The organism is Kineococcus anabasis, from assembly GCF_054590795.1.
Genome location: NZ_BAAIHU010000001.1, coordinates 713,367 through 730,347 on the forward strand (window position 1 = coordinate 713,367; position 16,981 = coordinate 730,347).

19 protein-coding genes are annotated in these 16,981 nt (G+C 71.3%); 8 read left to right on the forward strand and 11 right to left on the reverse strand.

Going from position 1 to position 16,981, the window contains the following annotated elements; genetic code table 11:
• Positions 1-382: 382 nt before the first annotated feature.
• A complete protein-coding gene (locus ACYQBY_RS03290) occupies positions 383-877 on the reverse strand; it encodes a DUF7010 family protein (protein ID WP_459642356.1) in 495 nt (164 codons plus the stop codon).
• Positions 878-1,433: 556 nt separating this feature from the next.
• On the opposite strand from ACYQBY_RS03290, the gene ACYQBY_RS03295 reads away from it, so the two are divergent.
• Positions 1,434-1,952 carry an AAA family ATPase gene (locus tag ACYQBY_RS03295; RefSeq protein ID WP_459642357.1) on the forward strand — a complete coding sequence of 173 codons (519 nt, stop codon included), beginning with the start codon at positions 1,434-1,436 and terminating at the stop codon, positions 1,950-1,952.
• A gap of 148 nt (positions 1,953-2,100) precedes the next feature.
• On the opposite strand, the gene ACYQBY_RS03300 is transcribed toward ACYQBY_RS03295, so the two are convergent.
• Entirely contained in the window at positions 2,101-2,736 is a 636-nt protein-coding gene (locus ACYQBY_RS03300) for a cysteine hydrolase family protein (protein ID WP_459642358.1), read from the reverse strand.
• A 132-nt stretch (positions 2,737-2,868) separates the two neighbouring features.
• On the opposite strand from ACYQBY_RS03300, the gene ACYQBY_RS03305 reads away from it, so the two are divergent.
• On the forward strand, positions 2,869-3,831 hold the full coding sequence (locus ACYQBY_RS03305; protein ID WP_459642463.1) for a GlxA family transcriptional regulator: 963 nt from the start codon (positions 2,869-2,871) through the stop codon (positions 3,829-3,831).
• 141 nt (positions 3,832-3,972) lie between these two features.
• Here the strand turns inward: ACYQBY_RS03305 and ACYQBY_RS03310 are convergent, their stop codons facing one another.
• The gene (locus tag ACYQBY_RS03310) at positions 3,973-4,338 is read right to left on the reverse strand and encodes a hypothetical protein (protein WP_459642359.1); all 366 of its coding nucleotides are present in this window, start codon (positions 4,336-4,338) and stop codon (positions 3,973-3,975) included.
• A gap of 53 nt (positions 4,339-4,391) precedes the next feature.
• Positions 4,392-5,885 carry a DHA2 family efflux MFS transporter permease subunit gene (locus ACYQBY_RS03315; RefSeq protein ID WP_459642360.1) on the reverse strand — a complete coding sequence of 498 codons (1,494 nt, stop codon included), beginning with the start codon at positions 5,883-5,885 and terminating at the stop codon, positions 4,392-4,394.
• Positions 5,886-6,177: 292 nt separating this feature from the next.
• Here ACYQBY_RS03315 and ACYQBY_RS03320 point away from each other — a divergent pair, with 292 nt between their 5' ends.
• Positions 6,178-6,894: a GNAT family N-acetyltransferase gene (locus tag ACYQBY_RS03320; protein WP_459642361.1), complete on the forward strand. Its 717-nt coding sequence runs from the start codon at positions 6,178-6,180 to the stop codon at positions 6,892-6,894.
• On the opposite strand, the gene ACYQBY_RS03325 is transcribed toward ACYQBY_RS03320, so the two are convergent.
• Positions 6,872-7,534 carry an HAD family hydrolase gene (locus tag ACYQBY_RS03325; RefSeq protein WP_459642362.1) on the reverse strand — a complete coding sequence of 221 codons (663 nt, stop codon included), beginning with the start codon at positions 7,532-7,534 and terminating at the stop codon, positions 6,872-6,874. The two genes, ACYQBY_RS03320 and ACYQBY_RS03325, sit on opposite strands and share 23 nt — an antisense overlap.
• Positions 7,535-7,934: 400 nt before the next feature.
• Between ACYQBY_RS03325 and ACYQBY_RS03330 the strand changes: the two genes are divergently transcribed.
• Positions 7,935-8,708 carry a dienelactone hydrolase family protein gene (locus tag ACYQBY_RS03330; protein ID WP_459642363.1) on the forward strand — a complete coding sequence of 258 codons (774 nt, stop codon included), beginning with the start codon at positions 7,935-7,937 and terminating at the stop codon, positions 8,706-8,708.
• 565 nt (positions 8,709-9,273) lie between these two features.
• Here ACYQBY_RS03330 and ACYQBY_RS03335 read toward each other — a convergent pair.
• Both ACYQBY_RS03335 and ACYQBY_RS03340 read right to left on the reverse strand, forming a co-directional pair.
• A complete protein-coding gene (locus ACYQBY_RS03335; RefSeq protein ID WP_459642364.1) occupies positions 9,274-9,657 on the reverse strand; it encodes a hypothetical protein in 384 nt (127 codons plus the stop codon).
• 96 nt (positions 9,658-9,753) lie between these two features.
• Positions 9,754-11,019 (reverse strand): MFS transporter, encoded by a 1,266-nt coding sequence (locus tag ACYQBY_RS03340; protein WP_459642365.1) that lies wholly within the window; start codon positions 11,017-11,019, stop codon positions 9,754-9,756.
• Between the two features lie 379 nt (positions 11,020-11,398).
• On the opposite strand from ACYQBY_RS03340, the gene ACYQBY_RS03345 reads away from it, so the two are divergent.
• The 3 genes from ACYQBY_RS03345 to ACYQBY_RS03355 all read left to right on the forward strand — a co-directional run bounded on the left by ACYQBY_RS03345 (position 11,399) and on the right by ACYQBY_RS03355 (position 12,847).
• On the forward strand, positions 11,399-11,761 hold the full coding sequence (locus ACYQBY_RS03345) for a hypothetical protein (protein WP_459642366.1): 363 nt from the start codon (positions 11,399-11,401) through the stop codon (positions 11,759-11,761).
• A 51-nt stretch (positions 11,762-11,812) separates the two neighbouring features.
• Positions 11,813-12,157: a hypothetical protein gene (locus ACYQBY_RS03350; RefSeq protein WP_459642367.1), complete on the forward strand. Its 345-nt coding sequence runs from the start codon at positions 11,813-11,815 to the stop codon at positions 12,155-12,157.
• 177 nt (positions 12,158-12,334) lie between these two features.
• Entirely contained in the window at positions 12,335-12,847 is a 513-nt protein-coding gene (locus tag ACYQBY_RS03355; protein WP_459642368.1) for an HAD domain-containing protein, read from the forward strand.
• A 68-nt stretch (positions 12,848-12,915) separates the two neighbouring features.
• On the opposite strand, the gene ACYQBY_RS03360 is transcribed toward ACYQBY_RS03355, so the two are convergent.
• Both ACYQBY_RS03360 and ACYQBY_RS03365 read right to left on the reverse strand, forming a co-directional pair.
• Positions 12,916-13,386, reverse strand: coding sequence for a hypothetical protein (locus tag ACYQBY_RS03360; RefSeq protein WP_459642369.1), 471 nt, complete (start codon positions 13,384-13,386; stop codon positions 12,916-12,918).
• Between the two features lie 56 nt (positions 13,387-13,442).
• A complete protein-coding gene (locus ACYQBY_RS03365) occupies positions 13,443-13,913 on the reverse strand; it encodes an SRPBCC family protein (protein ID WP_459642370.1) in 471 nt (156 codons plus the stop codon).
• A gap of 148 nt (positions 13,914-14,061) precedes the next feature.
• Here ACYQBY_RS03365 and ACYQBY_RS03370 point away from each other — a divergent pair, with 148 nt between their 5' ends.
• The gene (locus ACYQBY_RS03370) at positions 14,062-14,391 is read left to right on the forward strand and encodes a hypothetical protein (protein ID WP_459642371.1); all 330 of its coding nucleotides are present in this window, start codon (positions 14,062-14,064) and stop codon (positions 14,389-14,391) included.
• A 197-nt stretch (positions 14,392-14,588) separates the two neighbouring features.
• Here the strand turns inward: ACYQBY_RS03370 and ACYQBY_RS03375 are convergent, their stop codons facing one another.
• A complete protein-coding gene (locus tag ACYQBY_RS03375) occupies positions 14,589-15,119 on the reverse strand; it encodes an Imm26 family immunity protein (RefSeq protein ID WP_459642464.1) in 531 nt (176 codons plus the stop codon).
• A gap of 372 nt (positions 15,120-15,491) precedes the next feature.
• Positions 15,492-16,772 carry an RCC1 domain-containing protein gene (locus ACYQBY_RS03380; protein WP_459642372.1) on the reverse strand — a complete coding sequence of 427 codons (1,281 nt, stop codon included), beginning with the start codon at positions 16,770-16,772 and terminating at the stop codon, positions 15,492-15,494.
• Between the last annotated feature and the right edge of the window lie 209 nt (positions 16,773-16,981).

Below are 16,981 nucleotides of genomic sequence, written 5' to 3' on the forward strand. Positions count from 1 at the left end.
GGCCGCTCACAGCGGCGAAGGTGAGGCCCGGGGACATGTACCGGATCGACCGGTCTCCACAAGTTCCGGAGCCCTCATCGCATTCCCGGGGAGGGAGCCGCTGGAGCGTCGGCCTGCCGCCGGACCCTGCCCTGCGGATGCTGCGGAGCGAGCGGTGATCCGCCCGGCGCGCGAACATCACCGGCAACAGCGCGAAGGCGACGACGGCGCCTGCCACCACCGGGAGTCCGAGCGGGCGACCGCCCGCTCCGGTCGAGAGCGTCCCCGGCGTACAGCGGTGGACCCGCCCACCCGTGCAGCGCCTCGAGCGCAGCCTTCGTGGAGGGTGTCCGGCCGTCCGCTCGGACGGTACGTGGTCAGTCCCCCGGTTCCTGCGGCTGCCTCAGCGGTCGCCGGACGCCGGGGAAGGCGCGAAACGTCCCCGTGCGTAGGCTGCGACGAAGGTGATCATGACGAGGCCGGCGAGCACGGCCAGCACGTCGGCCGCGCGCGGGATGCCGAGAGCGCCCGCCGACATCCCGACCGCACCGAGGAGTGCCACAGCCCCGCCGAGGTGGAGGAACATCCGCTCGCGGAAGGCCCACGCGAACGGGAGGAAGTGCAGCCCGACGACAGCGGCGATCAGGGCCGGTCGCAACTCGCCGCGCCCTGCCGCCAGCAAGGCTCGTGAACCGAGCGCGATGAGGACGAGCTCGCCGAGGACACAGCCGCCGTAGGTCACCAGGGCGAGCAGGCTCGGGCGGGCCAGCGGCCCGAGGGGCACGGGGCGGACGTAGTGGGCGAACAGCGCCGCCACGACCCCAGCGATCCCGGCGGCCCACGCGACCGTCGACGCCACCGGCCCCAGCACGGCCGAGTAGCTGCCGATGAACACCATGCCGCCGACGAGGCCGATCAGGCTGCCACCTCGCCGCGGATCGAGCAGGAGCGGGGGCTCCCCTGCTGCGCGACCGTGGGGCCGCGCTGGTGCCGGCTCGGAGCTGTCCGCAGGTCTGAGGAGCCCGTTGCGCGGCACTGGTCCCGTCATGCCGTCATCCTGCACCGGCACGGGCAGCCATCGCGTCGAGGCCGCAGCTCTCGACGTTCCCACCGGCACCGACGTGTGCGGACGTCCTGGACGGTTCACGATCGCGCCGCACCAGCGGCACGGGCGGACGTCCGGAGGTCCCTGACCGCGCACCGATGGCGGCGTGTGCGGATGCCCGTACGGGCGTTGGCGTGGTGGCGGCGCGGGGCCGTGTCCGGAACACCAGCGCCGGTCCGCAGGGTCCCGGGCATGCGCACCGGTGCAGCTGAGGAGGACACCTCGGCTGGACGGACCAGCGCGACCGCATCGTGCAGGACCTGCTGAGCGCACGGTCCACACGGCTCAGCCACACACGCCGGCAAGGGCTGAGCATCCTCGACGGGGCGGGTACCTCTAGGTTGCATCCGTGATCATCTGGATCAACGGTGCCTTCGGGGTCGGCAAGAGCACGACCGCCCGCGAGGTGGCCTCCCGGCTGCCCGGAGCAGGTGTCTTCAACCCCGAACGGTGGGGATGGGTGCTGAAGCGGACCGTGGGCCTCGTCCACCCCGGCGACTTCCAGGACCTGACGCTGTGGCGCGCTGTGACGATCGCCGGCATCGACCGGCGTGGGCGCCATGGGCGGCACGTCGTGGTCCCGATGAGCGTGCTGAACGCTGGGCACCTGGCCGGGATCGTGCACGGCCTGCGGCAGCGGGGGCGGGAAGTCCTGCACGTCACCCTGCACGCCTCCACCGCCGCGCTGGAGGAGCGCATCGCCGCGGACGCCGGCGACGTCGACGCCCGGGTCTGGCGCACCCAGCAGCTCGCCCGGTACGAGGCCGCAGCAGCGGCCCTGGCCCATCTCGGGCCGGTGGTGCACACCGACGGGCTGGGACCGCAGGAGGTCGCTGACGCCGTCGTGGCGCTCACCCCGCGGCGTTGACCGACGCCCTAGGGCACGCCTGCGATCTCCGCCCGGGCTCGGTGACGCCGCTGCCGCGGGAGTGCCCGCACGGGCGGCTCCGAGCACGTACACGGACCGGGCCACCCCGTGTACGTCGACCGGCCCCACGACCCGCGCGAGCGCGACGTCAGGCCGCGCGCCGGTCGCGACCCCGGGTCGCGGACCGCACGAGGTCGTCCTTGGGCAGTGGCGAGCCGTTCCGCACCGCCTCCACCCACTGCTCGGTGGTGCCCACAGCGGCGAAGTTCGACTGCAGCAGCACCATGAGCGTGGTGTGCAGCGCTTCGGCCGACACGTGCCCGGCCTCGTTGGCCAGGTCGACGGCGCCGCTGGCGTCGGAGAGGACCTCCGCTTCGAACCCCAGGCCCTCGGCCTCCACGGCGGTGGCCAGGTCGCAGTTGTTGGTCATGAAGCCGACGATGCTGACGGTGTCGACGCCCTGCTCGCGCAGCCAGGCGGCGAGGTCGGTGCCGGCGAAGACGCTGCCGAAGGACTTCGTGATCCGCTTCCACGACGGTTCCACGACCACCTCGAGGTCGGGGTGGAGCTCGAAGCCGGCCGTGCCCTCGACGAAGACCGGGGCGCCCTCGGGCAGGCGGTGCTGGACGAGGACGACGGGCAGGTCGTTCGCCTTCGCCGTCGCCACCGCCGTGACGACGTTGGCCAGGGAGGTCTCCCGCGGCGGGTGCTGGATCGCCAGCGGGCCGCTGAAGTACTCCTGCTGGACGTCGACGACGACGAGGGCGCGGTGCGGTGCGGTCACGGGTCACTCCTGCACGTGGTCGGGGCGGCTCCTTCTCCGGGGCCGGGAACCATCGTCCGGGGGGCGACGGCCCTCCACGAGTGGCCTGGATGCAGGGTTACGATGATTTCGCGCCACTTCCGGGAGGCCCCCGTGCGGATCGCCGTCTACGCCTTCGACGACATCACGATGTTCCACCTCGCGGCCCCGCTCATGGTGTTCGGCGAGCTCGGGCGCCTGGGCCTCGCCGAGGACTGGACGTGCCGGCTGTGGTCCGACCACCCCGGCACCGTCCGCACCGTCGAGGGCTACCCCCTCGGGGAGGTGGAGGGGCCGGAGGTCCTGCAGTGGGCGGACATGGTGGTCATCCCCTCGTGGCCGCAGCCGGTGCGCCCCAGCAGCGACGTCTTCCGGAACGACCTGCGGCAGGCGCACGAGCGAGGGGCCGTGATCGCGGGGTTGTGCCTGGGCGCGTTCGCAGTGGCCGACAGCGGACTGCTGGACGGACGAGCGGCCGTCACGCACTGGCAGATGCTGCCCGCCCTGGCCGAACGACTCCCCGGTACCGGCACGGACACCTCCGTGCTCTACATCGACCACGACGACGTCCTCACCTCCGCGGGCACCGCGTCCTCCATCGACGCCTGCCTGCACCTGGTGCGCAAGCACCTCGGATCCACGATCGCCACCCGGGTTGCCCGCAGCCTCGTCGTCGCCCCGCACCGCGAGGGCGGCCAGGCCCAGTACGTCGAGCGCCCCCTGGCGCAGCCGGCCACCAGGAACGCCATCACCGACGTCCAGCAGTGGGCCCTGGCCCGGCTGCACGAGGACCTCTCCATCGACCGGCTCGCCGGGCAGGCACGGATGAGCCGGCGCAGCTTCATCCGCCAGTTCGCCCGCGCGACGGGCACCACTCCGGCGCGGTGGGTGCTGGAGCAGCGCACGGCCGAGGCGCGCGTCCTGCTCGAGACCACCGACTGGACGGTCGAGCGGGTTGCCTCCGCCTGTGGCTTCTCCAGCCCCGTCACGTTCCGGCAGAACTTCTCCGCAGCCTTCGCCACCACCCCCACGGCCTACCGGCGTCGGTTCTCCCACCTCCCTGAACCGTCGCGGTGAGCTGAGCAGCACTCCACCACGACGACGGGAGTCCGCGGTCGTGGACCAGGCACAGTTCGGTCCAGCGAGGCGCTCCGAGCCCCGTCGCCCCATCTGACGTGTTCTCGCCGGGACGCCAGGACCCATGCGGCGCCACGGGCATCAGCAGGCTCGCGAAGGGCGTCCGCAGCTGGTCCAGGTAGCCCGTCCGGGGTCGACCTCAGCGAGGAAGTTCCTGATCGACTCCTCCACGCCACCTGTCGTGAGGGGCGCACCGCCGCTGGTGAAGCCGTGGAGCTGCGGGCCCGTCAGCCACTGGAAGTCGTGGACGTGGGTTTCGCTCCGGCGATTCCGCACGACCCGGTCGTGTCCGTCGAGGACGCACACCGCGCCGATGACGTGGCCGCTGCTGGTGCGCAGCGGGACCCCGGCGTAGGAGCGGACTCCGTCGATGAGGTGCAGCGGGTCGTCCGCGGTGCCCGGGTCGAGCGCCATGTCGGGGAGGACGCGGCTGGCGGAACGTCTCACGCTGATGTGCGGACGTTCGTCGGGGTGGGGGGTGCGTGCGGGTGGTGCTGACGTCAGGCGCCGGGCGGGGTGGGTGTGCTGGGCTGCTGGCGGCCGGCGGTGATGGTGAGCGCGACCATGACGGCGGCGATGGCCAGCACGACAGCGGCGGCGAGGTAGGCGCTGGTGTAGCCGTGGCTGAGCGCCTGCTCGGCTCGCGCCAGCAGGCCGGTGTCGTCGGTGCTCAGCGCCCGCTGCAGGGCTTGGCCGGCACCTGGCAGGCGGGTGTGCGCGGCGGTGGTGGAGGCGGTCGTCAACAGCGCCAGGCCCAGGGCTGCGCCGATCTGCTGGGCGGTGTTCATCAGCGCCGAGGCGCTGCCGCTCTCGCGGTGGTCGACCTCGTGCACGACGAGCAGGGTCATCGGCATGAACGCCAGACCCAGGCCGAAGGTGGCCAGGAAGAGGGGGACCATCACGTCGGTGAGGTAGCCGGAGTCGGCGCGGAGCTGCGCGAGCCAGAACGAGCCTGCAGCGGCCAGCAGCAGGCCGGGGACGGCCACTGCGCGCACGGGAACCTTGCCCACGAGCTGGGAGGCCACCGCCGAGGCCACGACGATGCCGAGCCCGAAGGGCAGCGCGGCCACGCCCGCACGCAGCGGGCCGAAGTGCAGGACCTGCTGCAGAAACAGCACCGCCAGGTAGAAGGTGCCCATCAGCCCGGCACCGATGACCAGCACCGACAGGTAGGCGACGGCACGGTTGCGATCAGCCAGCAGGTGCAGCGGCAGCAGCGGGGTGCGGTTGCGCGCCTGCACCAGCACGAAGAGCGCCAGCAGCACCAGCGCGACCGCGAAGGCGGCCAGCGTGAAGGCCTCACCCCAGCCGTGCTCACCAGCGCGGGTGAAGCCGTAGGCCAAGGCCGTGAAGCCACCGGTGGCGGTCACGGCGCCGAGGGTGTCCAGGCGGCCGGTGCCGCGCTCCCCCTCGTGCAAGACCTTGGTGCCGGCCAGGACGGCCAGGCCGATGGGCAGGTTGATCAGCAGCACCCAGCGCCAGCCGAGCGCGCCGGTCAGCAGCCCACCCAGCAGCACCCCGCCGACGATGCCGAGAGCCGACATGGCCCCGTAGGCGCCCATGGCCTTGTTGCGTGCGGCGCCGGCGGAGAAGTTGGTGGCGATCAGGGCCAGGACGTTGGGGGCCACCAGGGCGGCGCCGACGCCTTGCACGGCGCGGGCGGCGATCAGCAACTCGCTGCTGAGGGCGAGACCACCGGCCAGCGAGGCGGCGGTGAAGACCACCAGTCCGATGCGCAGCACCCGCCGGCGTCCGGCCAGGTCGCCGAGGCGGCCACCGAGCAGCAGCAGGCCGCCGAAGGCGAGCAGGTAGGCGTTGATCACCCAGGGCAGCGCCGTGGCGGACACGTCCAGGTCGGCCTGGATGCTCGGCAGCGCGACGTTGGCGACGGTGTCGTCGAGCACGGTCATCAGCTGGGCGGTGGCCACCACCAGCAGGGCCGACCCCAGACGCGCGTCCGTGGCTCCGGCCCGATCGGGGAGTGTGCTCGGCATGGTGATCCTCTGCTCAGTCGACGTTGAACGTACCCCGGGGGGGTATGGGATCCAACGGGTGCGCCCCCGGGGGATATTCCGGATGGCGCCACGTCGGCGTCGTGGGCCCACCCCGTCCACACCCCGGATTCACCACCCCTGGTGAGTACGGACACGGGACGGCGGACGGTCGACGAAGCAACCGACGAGCTCCCGCACATCGACAGAGGCGGAGGCCCGGCGGTCATGATCGCGCGCCACCTGCGGCATGTGCGGACGTTCAGTCGCTGCGGGACCGGGCAGGATCTGCACCGTGCCGATCACCACCTCACCCGCCCTGCCCGTCGGCACCTTCGCCCGACTGAGTCAGCCGGTGCTCGACGCCGGAGCTGTCGTGCTGCGCCCGTGGGCCGCTGCTGACGTCCCCACCGATGTCGCTGCGGTGGTCGCCGCCTACAGCGATCCGGGCATCCAGCGGTGGCACGCCCGAACCATGAGCGAGGACGAGGCGCGGGCGTGGGTCACGCGGTGGCCCGAGCGCTGGGTGCAGGAAAGCGGTGCCGGCTGGGCCCTGGAGGTCGACGCCCAGGTGGTGGGGCAGGTGAGCCTGCGTCGCATCGATCTGCACGAGGCGTGTGTGGAGCTGTCCTACTGGGTGCTCCCGACAGCACGCGGCAGGGGGGTCGCTCCCGCGGCACTGGCGGCGGTCACCGAGTGGGCTTTCAGCCTCGGTGTGCACCGCGCGCAACTGGACCACTCCACGCGCAATACGGCCTCCTGCCGGGTCGCGGCGAAGGCCGGCTACCTGATCGAGGGCACCGCGGCGCAGCGGGGCCTGCACGCCGACGGCTGGCACGATATGCACCTGCACGCCCGGATCAACACCGCACCCACGCCCAGACACTGCCCACAGCGCAGCGCACACGGTCAACCACCCGCACATCGACAGACGAGGACGCCCGGCGACCGTTCTGATCGCGCTCTACCTGCGGCAGGTGCGGATGTTCTCAGCTGCGACGGCAGAGCTTGAGCACCCGGTGGAGGCGGCGGTCGTCCACTCCGCGCAGTGGTGGCAGGAGCAGGGTCGTGATGCCGCACTCGACTGCGGCTCCGTCCGGTCGTGAGCGGTCCCCGACCATCAGTGCGTCCTCCGCAGCGGCGCCCAGGCCTTCCAACGCGGCCGCGAACATGACCGGATCGGGCTTCTGGACGCCCTGCTCGAAGGACAGGACGAAGGTGTCCACCAGGCCCTCCATGCCCGCCCCAGCAAAGGCGGGGCGGATGTCGAAGTGCACGTCGCTGAGCACGGCCACCCGCACGCCAGCGCTCCTGAGCTGCTGCAGTGTCTCGACGGCGTCGCTGGCGAAGCGGTTGTGCCGGTGGTCGGACTCCACCGCGTACAGGGCCTCGGACAACTCCCTGTCGAAGCCGGCGTCGGCGAAGACCCCGAAGTAGGTCTCGCGGTGCAGGTCGGCGTCGCAGTCGACACCGGGCGCGTCGAGCCGGGCTTCCCCGGGGTCCACCGCACGCAGGGCCTGCAGCACCTTGTCGACGTGGGCGGTGAAGTCCTCCCGGCCAGCTCGGCGCAGAGCCTCCTCGGCCCACCCCTGCCAGGAGAGCGTGGTGACCAGCGTGCCGCGCCAGTCGAAGATCACGGAGGTGAAGGTCACGGACGCCTGCCCAGCAGGCAGTCGATGCAAGACCCGACCGCTGAGCTAGTCGCCCCAACGCCTTCGATCAGGCGAGGGCGGGCGTCCCCCGGCCGTCCATGATCGCGCTCGCACGGCGGCATGAGAGTGCGTCTGCGGAGGTGCTGCCTGGATCCGCGGCACCTGCTGCGGGTACCGATGTGGGCCGCTCCCGGTGGTGAGGGCGCTGCCTCCGTGGAGGTCGCGTCCGCGAAATCCTGTTGGGGGACGACGGTGACCCTGCTAGCGTCCGGCGGGCCGTGCCGGAGAACGAGGAGGTGGTACCCGTGAACGCATCGACGTGGGTGCTCCTCCCTGGAGTCATGGTCGGACGGTAGGTCGTCCGGGAGCGCCGTTCAGGTCCTCCCCGAAAGGCACGACCATGCAGATCACCGCTCAGCAGCGCTTCGACGACGGCGTCCTGGAACGCCGGTTCACGCTCGGCGAGATCCCCGGCATCTTGTGGACACCCGGGTCGGCAGCGGCATCCACACCGGTCCCGCTGATCCTGCTCGGCCACCCCGGCGGTCTGGACGTGATGTACCCCAGACTGTTCGTCCGGGGCCGGCACGCCGCGGGCGCCGGCTACGCCGCGGCCACCATCGAGCTCCCCGGAAGCGGTGACCGGCCGCGGCTCGCCGCCGCGGAGCAGGCCCGCGCCGACCTGCGCCGAGCGCTGAAGGCCGGCGAGCCGGTGGACGACGACATCGTCGACCGGCTCGTCCTCCCCCTGGTCGAGCAGGCGGTCCCGGAGTGGCGGGCCGTGCTCGACTCCCTCCTGTCGCTGCCCGAGATCGGCGGTCCGGTCGGGTTCGCGGGAGGGGTCATCGCCGTCGCCGTCCGGCTGGCGGTCGTCGACCAGCGCATCAGGGCCGCCCTCCTGTTCGCCGGGAGCTTCGTGCCCCGCAGCACCTTCGGCGAGGCCCGGCAGGTGACCGTGCCGCTGCAGGTCCTGCTGCAGTGGGACGACGAGTGGAACGACCGGCAGGTGGCTCTGGACCTGTTCGACGCCTTCGGGTCCGAGGAGAAGACCCTGCACGCCAACACGGGAGGGCACACCGGCGTGCCGGCGTTCGAAGGGGACGACGCGAACCGCTTCTTCGATCGCCACCTGAAGCAGGGCCGTTGGTCGGCAACGGTGGACGGCAGGCGCTGACAGCCAGGACGGCGCCCGTCGAGGACGGGCCAGCCTCGGGCCGCCGGCAGTCACCGGCAGGGGGAGGACTGCACCTGCCGGTCCGCACATCCACCGGAGTCGACACATCCCACCGGCAAGCGCGTCTCCGGCGCCGCCTGTCGACCTTCCCGCTCATGGAGGTGCTTGCGGCCACGGGCCACGCATCTCCGTGCCTGCCCACCGAGGCGCCTGAGCCGGCCACATGCCGCTGCACCAGGCGCGCCACCTACCGATCCAGGTCACAGCGCTCGGATCGTGTCGATCCCCGTAGCCGGCGATGAGCGCCCACCCGGTGAAAGGCCGGCCAGCACTCCGGCCGAGGCGCTGCCGGCCGCGTCAGGTGATCACGAAGTGTGGCTCCACGGCCACCTGCCGGGCACGTCGGAGGTCGGGACAGGGACCTTCAGGACTACCCGTCGACTGCGCCGCGCCTCCTCGATGGTGCTCGACCATCGGCAGATCAGGACGTTCGCCGACCGTCATGATCGCGCACTGAGCGCGGCATGAGCGGGCGGGTGATCGTGCTGGTGCGATGCCAGTGGATCTAGGCGCCGCGGATGTCACGTAGTGGGCGGCGGACTCCATCGCGGTCTGGCTCCAGGACGTCGATGTAGCTGCCCAGTTCGTTCTGCAGCTCGTACGCCAGCTGCCGGCGCTCCTGCTCCCAGCGCCACACCACCTCCTCGCCTGGACCGGCAGGGCCGTAGTTGAGCCAGGACTCCCACTCGCCCTGCCAAGCGTCCAGCCGTTCCTGCAGCTGTACGGAGACGCCTAGGGCGCTCAGGTCCACGGCGGCGATCCTGCGGCTTCTCCGCCCGGGGCCGGGGTAGTGCGTCCACACGACCTGCTCGGTGCCGTAGTCGAAGATCTCAATCCACACCTGCTCAGGGATCACCTCGCTGTCCTCCACGACGGAAGCATGAAGCACCAAGAGCGCGCGACCAGCGATGGGCGATGCAGCCCACCGCGTCATCATCGCGCCCGCAGCGCGGCAAAGTCGGATGTTCCTCGGGCTTCCTCGAACTCAGGTCTTCGGCGATGACTCGCTCGTTCGGGTCGGGGGTGTTGGGCTGTCCAGGGCAGCTCGGGCGCTGAGTGCGCTCAGGGCTGCCAATGCGGTGATGGCAGCGATGACGTGCATGGCTGTGCGGGCGTTGATGGTGTCGATGAGCAGGCCCGCTCCGGCGGCGCCGAGGGATCCTCCGATGTTGGTGGCGGTGTTGATCCAGGTCGTGGCCTCGGTGCGGTCGTTGTCGGTGCTGAGGTCATCGGCGCTCAGGTAGGCGATGACGAAGATCGGTGCGCTGGCCACGCCGACGAGGACCAGCGCCAGTCCGAGCAGTGGCAGGGACGGCGCCCACCCCGCCAGAGCCGCACCCCCGGCAGCCAGAGCCACCAGCGCCGCCAACTGCCGCGACCGGGGTACCGGCGCAAGGCGGTGGGCGAGGTGGCCCCACGCCAGCCCGCCGACGGCCGTGGCGATCGCCAGGGCCGCCAGCATCGGACCTGCCACTGCCAGGGGGTGCCCCATCTCGGAGACGCGGGCGACCACCGCCACCTCGATGGGGCCGATGCCCACGGAGACGGCAACGGCCACCAGCAGCAGCACGGCGAAGCGGGGCCGCTGCACAGGTCCCAGCAGCCACCGCCCCACCGATCGCGGCAGCACCGACCACGGCACCTGTGGCCGTCGCCGCCCGGCGTCGCGGCCTGTCGGCGTCTCGACCGCTGCGGAGGCCGCTCGTTTCAAGGCCGGGGCTCGGACCATGGCCTGGGTTCCGATGAGGTTGAGCCCGGCGGCCATCAGCAACACCACGCCCGCGTGCACATGTGTCGCCACGGCCGCGACCAGGAGCGGGCCGATGGCGTAGAGGACGCCTTCGACGACCTCGTCGAGGCTGTAGGCGCGTTGGCGGGTCACCGCATCCGGCGTCAGCACCGCCCACAGCGCCCGCATCGTCGGCCCCACCGGTGGGGCGAGCAGTCCGACCAGTGCTGAGTAGGCGATGTAGGCGGCTGCCGAAGAGCTGCCACTGAAGGCTGTCAGGGCTACAGCGGCCAGAGAGCAGCCCAGCCCCACCGACAGCAGCGGCAGGATCCGCCGCGGCCCGCAGAAGTCGATGAGACGGGCTTTGAGGGGCATGGCCAGGCTGGCCGTGCCGTAGGCGCCGACGGCCGCGCCGGCGACGGCATAGGAGCTGGTGGCGTGCTGCACGCATGACAGCAGCGCTAGGTAGATCAGGGCGTAGGAGAAACGGGCAACGGTGGCGGCAGTGAACACGCGCAGCACCCCAGGCAGGGTCACGACAGCGCGGTAGCCCACCACCCGGACAGGGCGGGACATGCAGACTCCAAGGCAACGCTGATGACCCGACGTCACCTCAGTGACGGCAGGGTCATCGATGCGGACAGGTCAGCAGAAGCGCCGCAGCGCGTCTGGACCTAACCCGGGAGCTGGCTCACGTCGAGCACCGTAGCGGCCCCAGGCGAGCCCACCAACGCGCGACCATCGGCATGGTCGGGCAGTCGGGTGCTGGTTTGATCGCGCACTGAGAGCGGCATGAGCGTGCGTTCGATGCGCTGTGGTCGACGTGGGCTGCTTCGCTTCGCTAGGCGTCCAGACTGGTCAGGTGTGGTGGAGCAGCAGGCGCGGCGAGGTCCGGCCGACGGTGGAGATGGAGCTCATCGCGGCCGGGCAGGCCCTCGTCATGGCCGCGCCTGAGCCGCCAGCCCCCTTCGCTGTGGCGCCTTCAGGCGCCGAAGGGTCCGCCGACGACGAGGAGACGGACGCCTGTCGCGTGTGCGGCTGGGACCTGGGCGACTTGGGGCGCGAGCAGCAGGTGCCGCTGTACACCATCTGTGACTGCTGCGGGGCGGAGACCGGGCTCGACGACTACGACCTGGAGCGTGTGCGCCATTACCGGGCCGACTGGTTCGCGCGGGGCTGCCCGTTCTGGTCGTCGCAGGATCGACCTGCTGGATGGTCCTTCACCAGCGACCAGGCCCGGCGCATCCCACTGGAGTACCGCTGAGCCGGGGAGCCGGTGCCGGTTGGGGAAGCGCTGGACGCATCTGCAGCCCCCATGGCCGCGCCCGCAGTGCGGCATCTGCGGAAGGTCGTCGTCACCGCCGTCGAGGTCTGCAAGCATCTAGGGATGAGCACTGAGCAGGCCCAGAAGGCATCCCCAGCCCAGCAGGAGCGCTTCGGCTTCGGGGCCTGCGTCGGCATCGTGATCATGTTCCTCGCGGTCGTGGCGCTCCTGAAGGCGAGCAGCGCGGGTGAGGTGGTGTCGAGCTGCGTGCTCCTCTTGTTGGGGGCGCAGCTGGTGCTGCCTCGGGGGGAGCGGAGCCGTGTGGTGCGAGTGGTGAGCATGGTGCTCCTCGCGGTGGCGGCGGCTCTGGTGATCGTGAGCATCGCTGTGCTGTGACCCGGTGGTGTGGGCGGGTGCATCGAGGAGCGACGTCGCGCAGGAGCGCGCACAACGCGGCAATTGCGGATGTTCGATCATGCCTCGGCAGGCGGGCCGCCTGTAGTCGCAGCAGGCGATGGCGCAGGCTGGTCACCGAGACGACAGCTGGTAAGACGATGAGCAGCAAGGGGGCTGGTGGAGCAGGTGGCGGAGCAGCGGACGGTGTGGCTGTTGGACGTCGACGGGGTGCTCAACGCCTCCCGTCCCGGCTGGAGCGCACCACCGCGCATCCGCAACGCCTACTCCGGTGGCTTCGAGTACCGCATCCGCTGGGCGCCGGCCCTGCTACAGCGCATCCGGGCGCTGCACGCCGGTGGCCGGGTAGACATCCGCTGGTGCACGACCTGGTGCGCTGATGCCGGTCAGCTAGAGCAGATGTTCGAGCTGCCGGTGCTACCCCGGGCCTGGCCTGACCGGCTGCTGGGTGAGGACGCCGCTGCCGCCAAGCTGGCCGCCGCACGGCAGGTCCTGGCCGAGGGACACCGACTGATCTGGACCGATGACGACGAGGTCCCTACCGATGGACCGGTGCGGGACGAGCTGACCGGCACCGGCCGTGCGCTGCTGATTCGCCCCAAGCCCAGCCTCGGCCTGCAGCCACGTGACCTCGACGCCATCGAAGCCTTCATCACAGCCGCACCGGCATGACGACCACGCCCAGGCAAGCCCAACCGCGCCCGCAGGGCGGCAGATGAGTGCGTCTCTGGCGGCGGGAGCTATAGCTCGTCGCAGTGTCCAGGCATGGGCTGGCGGAGGAGGTCGCGCGCGTCCTGGAGCATCCGGTGCTCGTACGTGCTGCGGTGCTCGGGGTGGTCCTCCCACTCGCTCGCCTCGCCAGCGAAGACGCTGAGCTGCTCTGGACACTCCAGCGGGTGCCAAGCGTCCTGCCAGATGTTGCGTGCCGCCTCGGAGGGCGTCAGCTCACCGGTGAGCATGGCCTCGGCCCAGGCGTAGGCCAGCTCCCAGCGCGCCTGCTGCTCCGTCAGGTTCGGCGCCCCCAGCTCCTGCAGCGCCGCGGTGACCACCGCGGGCACGTAGGTCAGCTCACCGGGGCCCATACCGGCCAGCTCCAGCAGCGCTGGGGAGTCGAGCCCGGCCTGCAGGGCTTCCACCGCCCAGGCGGGCATGACCTCCACGTCCAGCTCACCGAGCAGCACGCGGGCACGGGCACGGCGTAGAGACTCCACCGCACGATGCTCCCGGACCGCGCCCTCAGTGCGGCAGCAGAGTGCGATTCGCTCGGCTACTTCGGCTCGCTGGTGCATTCAGCGGTGTGCTTGATGTGCGTTGCGCGTCGCCGCAGCAGGCGGCGCAGGTAGGGAGCCAGCACGAGTCGTGCGACCGCCGCGCCGAGCGGGCCGGCGGGTGCGGTGATGGTCATCCGGTCCCTCATCCGGGTGCCGCCGCCGGTCAGAGCCTCGAAGACGTGCTCGTGGTGCAGGCTCCGGAAGGGGCCGCGGGTCTGCTCGTCGACGAAGCGGTGCGGCCGGTCGTAGGTGGTGATGCGGCTGGTCATGCGCCAGGGCAGGCCGAAGTGGCGGGCGGAGAAAGTCACCTCGTCGCCGAGGCGCAACCGGCGCCGGTCGCTGCTGGTGGTGGCGCTCTCGCCGCTGCCGGCCAGAGACGCAGCGTGTACGTCGACGTCGAGCTCCAGGTCGAAGACCACGGTGGGATCAGCGTCGATGTCGGTCAGGACCTCGATCACCGCGGGCACCACGACAGCCTAAGAGGCCCGTCCGGGCAGCCACCCGGACATCGGCAGGGTCGAGCGTCGTCAGCCGCCCATGATCGCGCGCGACCGGCGGCAGATGCGCGCGTTGGGCTCGATGCCGAGGGGCCCGGTGGGCTGGCATCCTCAGGCGGTGACTGAGACGACCAGCGTGTCGATGAGCGTTTTGCGCACGGCACTTGATCGGGTGCTGGATGAGGTGCAGCGCCGCCATGGCGAGGTGATCGACCTGGATGCGGACCTCTACTACGTCCTGCCCAAGGAGAGCGTCTACCGCCCCGGAGTCACTCCAGACGGGGAAGCATGCACTCTGGCCAGCCTGGTCGATGACCTCGACACCATCCGGGAACTGGCGGCGGGCCGGCCCGATGAGGACGGAGCCGATCCAGAGGTGACCGTCTGGCACGACCTGGCGCACCTGGTCGGTGTACTGCAGCGGTTGGCTGCTTTGGACCGGCTCTAGCGGCCAGCGCGCCCTGAGGGCGGCATGTGCGGACGTTGGGCGTGGAAGCGCATGGCGCCTTCGGCTCGTAGGGCCTATCGCTAGTGGCGCCGGATGATCTTGACGAGCAAGCTAAGGGTCGCTGCAGCGGCTTCCGCGATCCCCTCGGCGGTGTCCTGAGCCCTTCTCGGTGGCCACCGATCGCTAGTCACATGGTTCTACCGAGTTAGAGGTAGGCGCTCATCCAGCATGCGAGGAAGCTGCCCCCACCCCACCAAGTCCTCGGACGGCATGCTGGCGTCGATGTCGTCGGGATCGGCGACCACACTGGCCAGCCGCACCGACGGATCCTCCGCGTCGTAGGTCACGATCCAGGACGGCCCCATGCTGGGCTGGCGAAGGAACCGGGTTACTTCCCACTGGTGCGGCTCCCAGCCTTCGAGACGCCCCAGCTTGGGCCAGGTGCCCTGCCGGATCAGGCGACCACCGAACATGCAGACCAGGACGGCGTCGTCCGGGCTACCCGGCAGGAATCCGTCCACTGCGGGCAGTTCGGACCTTCGCGGCCCGAAGAAGAAGCCGAGCAGGATGCCCCTGTGCTGGCGGGAGACGCGAGCGATCAGTCCGACGGCGTACCCCCCGCCGGGCAGCGGTACTCCGAAGACGTCCCCGGATGAGCAAGTCCTGGGCATGCATTCCCTCGCTTCCGATCGGTCCCGGCGGCCGCGATGGGCTCTCGCCTGCGCCATCTTCTGGCTCGACCGGCTGTGGTGGCTGCACCGAAGGCGGAACTTCTCCACCACCTGGCACCGCCCCTGCACCGCGGAAGGCTACTTGCACCCACCTACGGCAACAGCGGACGTGCGGTGTCAGCGGCGCTGCTCCACGGTGGAAGGCTCGCACATCGGCAAAGTCGCGCGTCCGCCAGCCGCCCGTGATCGCGCACTGACCGCGTCATGAGCGTTCGAGTGCTGGGCGAGCCAGCACCGGTGTCTCCGGATCGTGCAGCAAGTCCTCGGGTCAACAGGCGGATCAGGCTCCTGACCCGATCCGGGTCGCGGTGGGCGACTCGACCCACCCGGTGGTGGGCTCGCCCGGGACTCGGCCCCGCTGGTGTGCCGCTACTCGATGACGAAGACGGTGCTGGAGCCGGAGCCGGTGGTGACGGGCCCGGTGATGCCGGAGACCTTGGTGGGGGTAGTCGCGTCCGTGGTCCCACCGCTGCCGAGGGAGCCGTCGGCGCCGCCGCCCCAGCACCACACGGTGCGGTCGCGCTGGGTGCCGCAGGTGTGCGACCAGCCCGGCGTCACCGAGTTCCAGGTGGTCGCGGTTCCGACCTGTCCGGGGGTGCTGCGCGAGGTGGTGCTGCCCGAGCCGAGGCGGCCGTTCCCGCCGTTGCCCCAGCACCACAGGGTGCGGTCGCTGCGGGTCGCGCAGGTGTGGGAGCTGCCGGCGGCGACGCTGCTCCATGTCGTGCCGGCGCTCGCGCCGGTGGGCAGGAGGGCGACCTGCACGGGCACACTCTGGTCGGTGGTGACGCCGGAGCCGAGGCCGAGGCGGCCGTCATCGGCCTCGCCCCAGCACCACAGGGTGCCGTCGGTCTGGGTCGCGCAGTGGTGGTACCAGCCGCCGGTGACCTGCCTCCAGGTCGTCGCCGTGCCGACCTTGGAGGGGGAGGCGACGACAGTGGTGCTGGTGTTGCCGTTGCCGGCCTGGCCGGTGCCGTTGTACCCCCAGCACCACAAGGTCCCATCGCTGCGGATCGCGCACGCGCCGACGGAGCCCATCCCCACCGAGCGCCACGTCATGCCTGTGCCAGCGCTCACCTGGGTGGGGGAGAGCCGGTGCGTGTTCCCCGAGTCCCCCTGTCCGATCCCACCGAAGTTGTTGTACCCCCAGCACCACAGCGTGCCGCCGGTGCGCAGCCCGCAGGTCAGGAGGTCACCTGCTTCGACGTCCGTCCAGTCCGTGGCCGTGCCGATCTGAACGGGAGTGGTCTGGTCGGTCGTGTTCCCCGTGCCGAGCTGGCCGTAGGCGTTCTCCCCCCAGCACCACAGGGTGCCGGTGCCGCGCAGCCCGCAGCTGTGCCCGGAGTTGCTGTTCCAGGTGCCGCTGTAGTGGTTGTTGCCCGTGGAGACGTCGAACCAGTCGGTGGCGGACCCGACCGTCACCACGCTCAGCTGCGGACCGACGTTGTTCCCCAGCCCGAGGTTCGCCTCCAGGTTGTCCCCCCACCCGTAGAGACGGCCGGCGCGGAAGTCCGCTGCTGCGGCGAGGGAGGAGGTGGGGTTGACGGTCGTGGCGGTCCACGCCGCCCACGCCGGGGGCAGAGCCAGCACCGCAGTGAACAGTGCGAGGACCGCGGCGGGCGCGGACCACCTGCGCCGGTCGCGACCGTGCACGGTCAGGTCCTCCCTCCCGAGGTGTGGCTGGTGCGCCGGCCATGACACGCCAGCCCGCTACGTCATCGGCAGCGGACGACGGTGGCTGAAGTCCGGTCCCCGGCCGCACGAGCCCTGGCCCGATCGCTCAAGTCGGCACCCCCGGGAGCCGAAGACCATGGGAGGCGTGAAGGGCTGCAGAAGGAGGCCTCGCGACATCATGCGAGGAG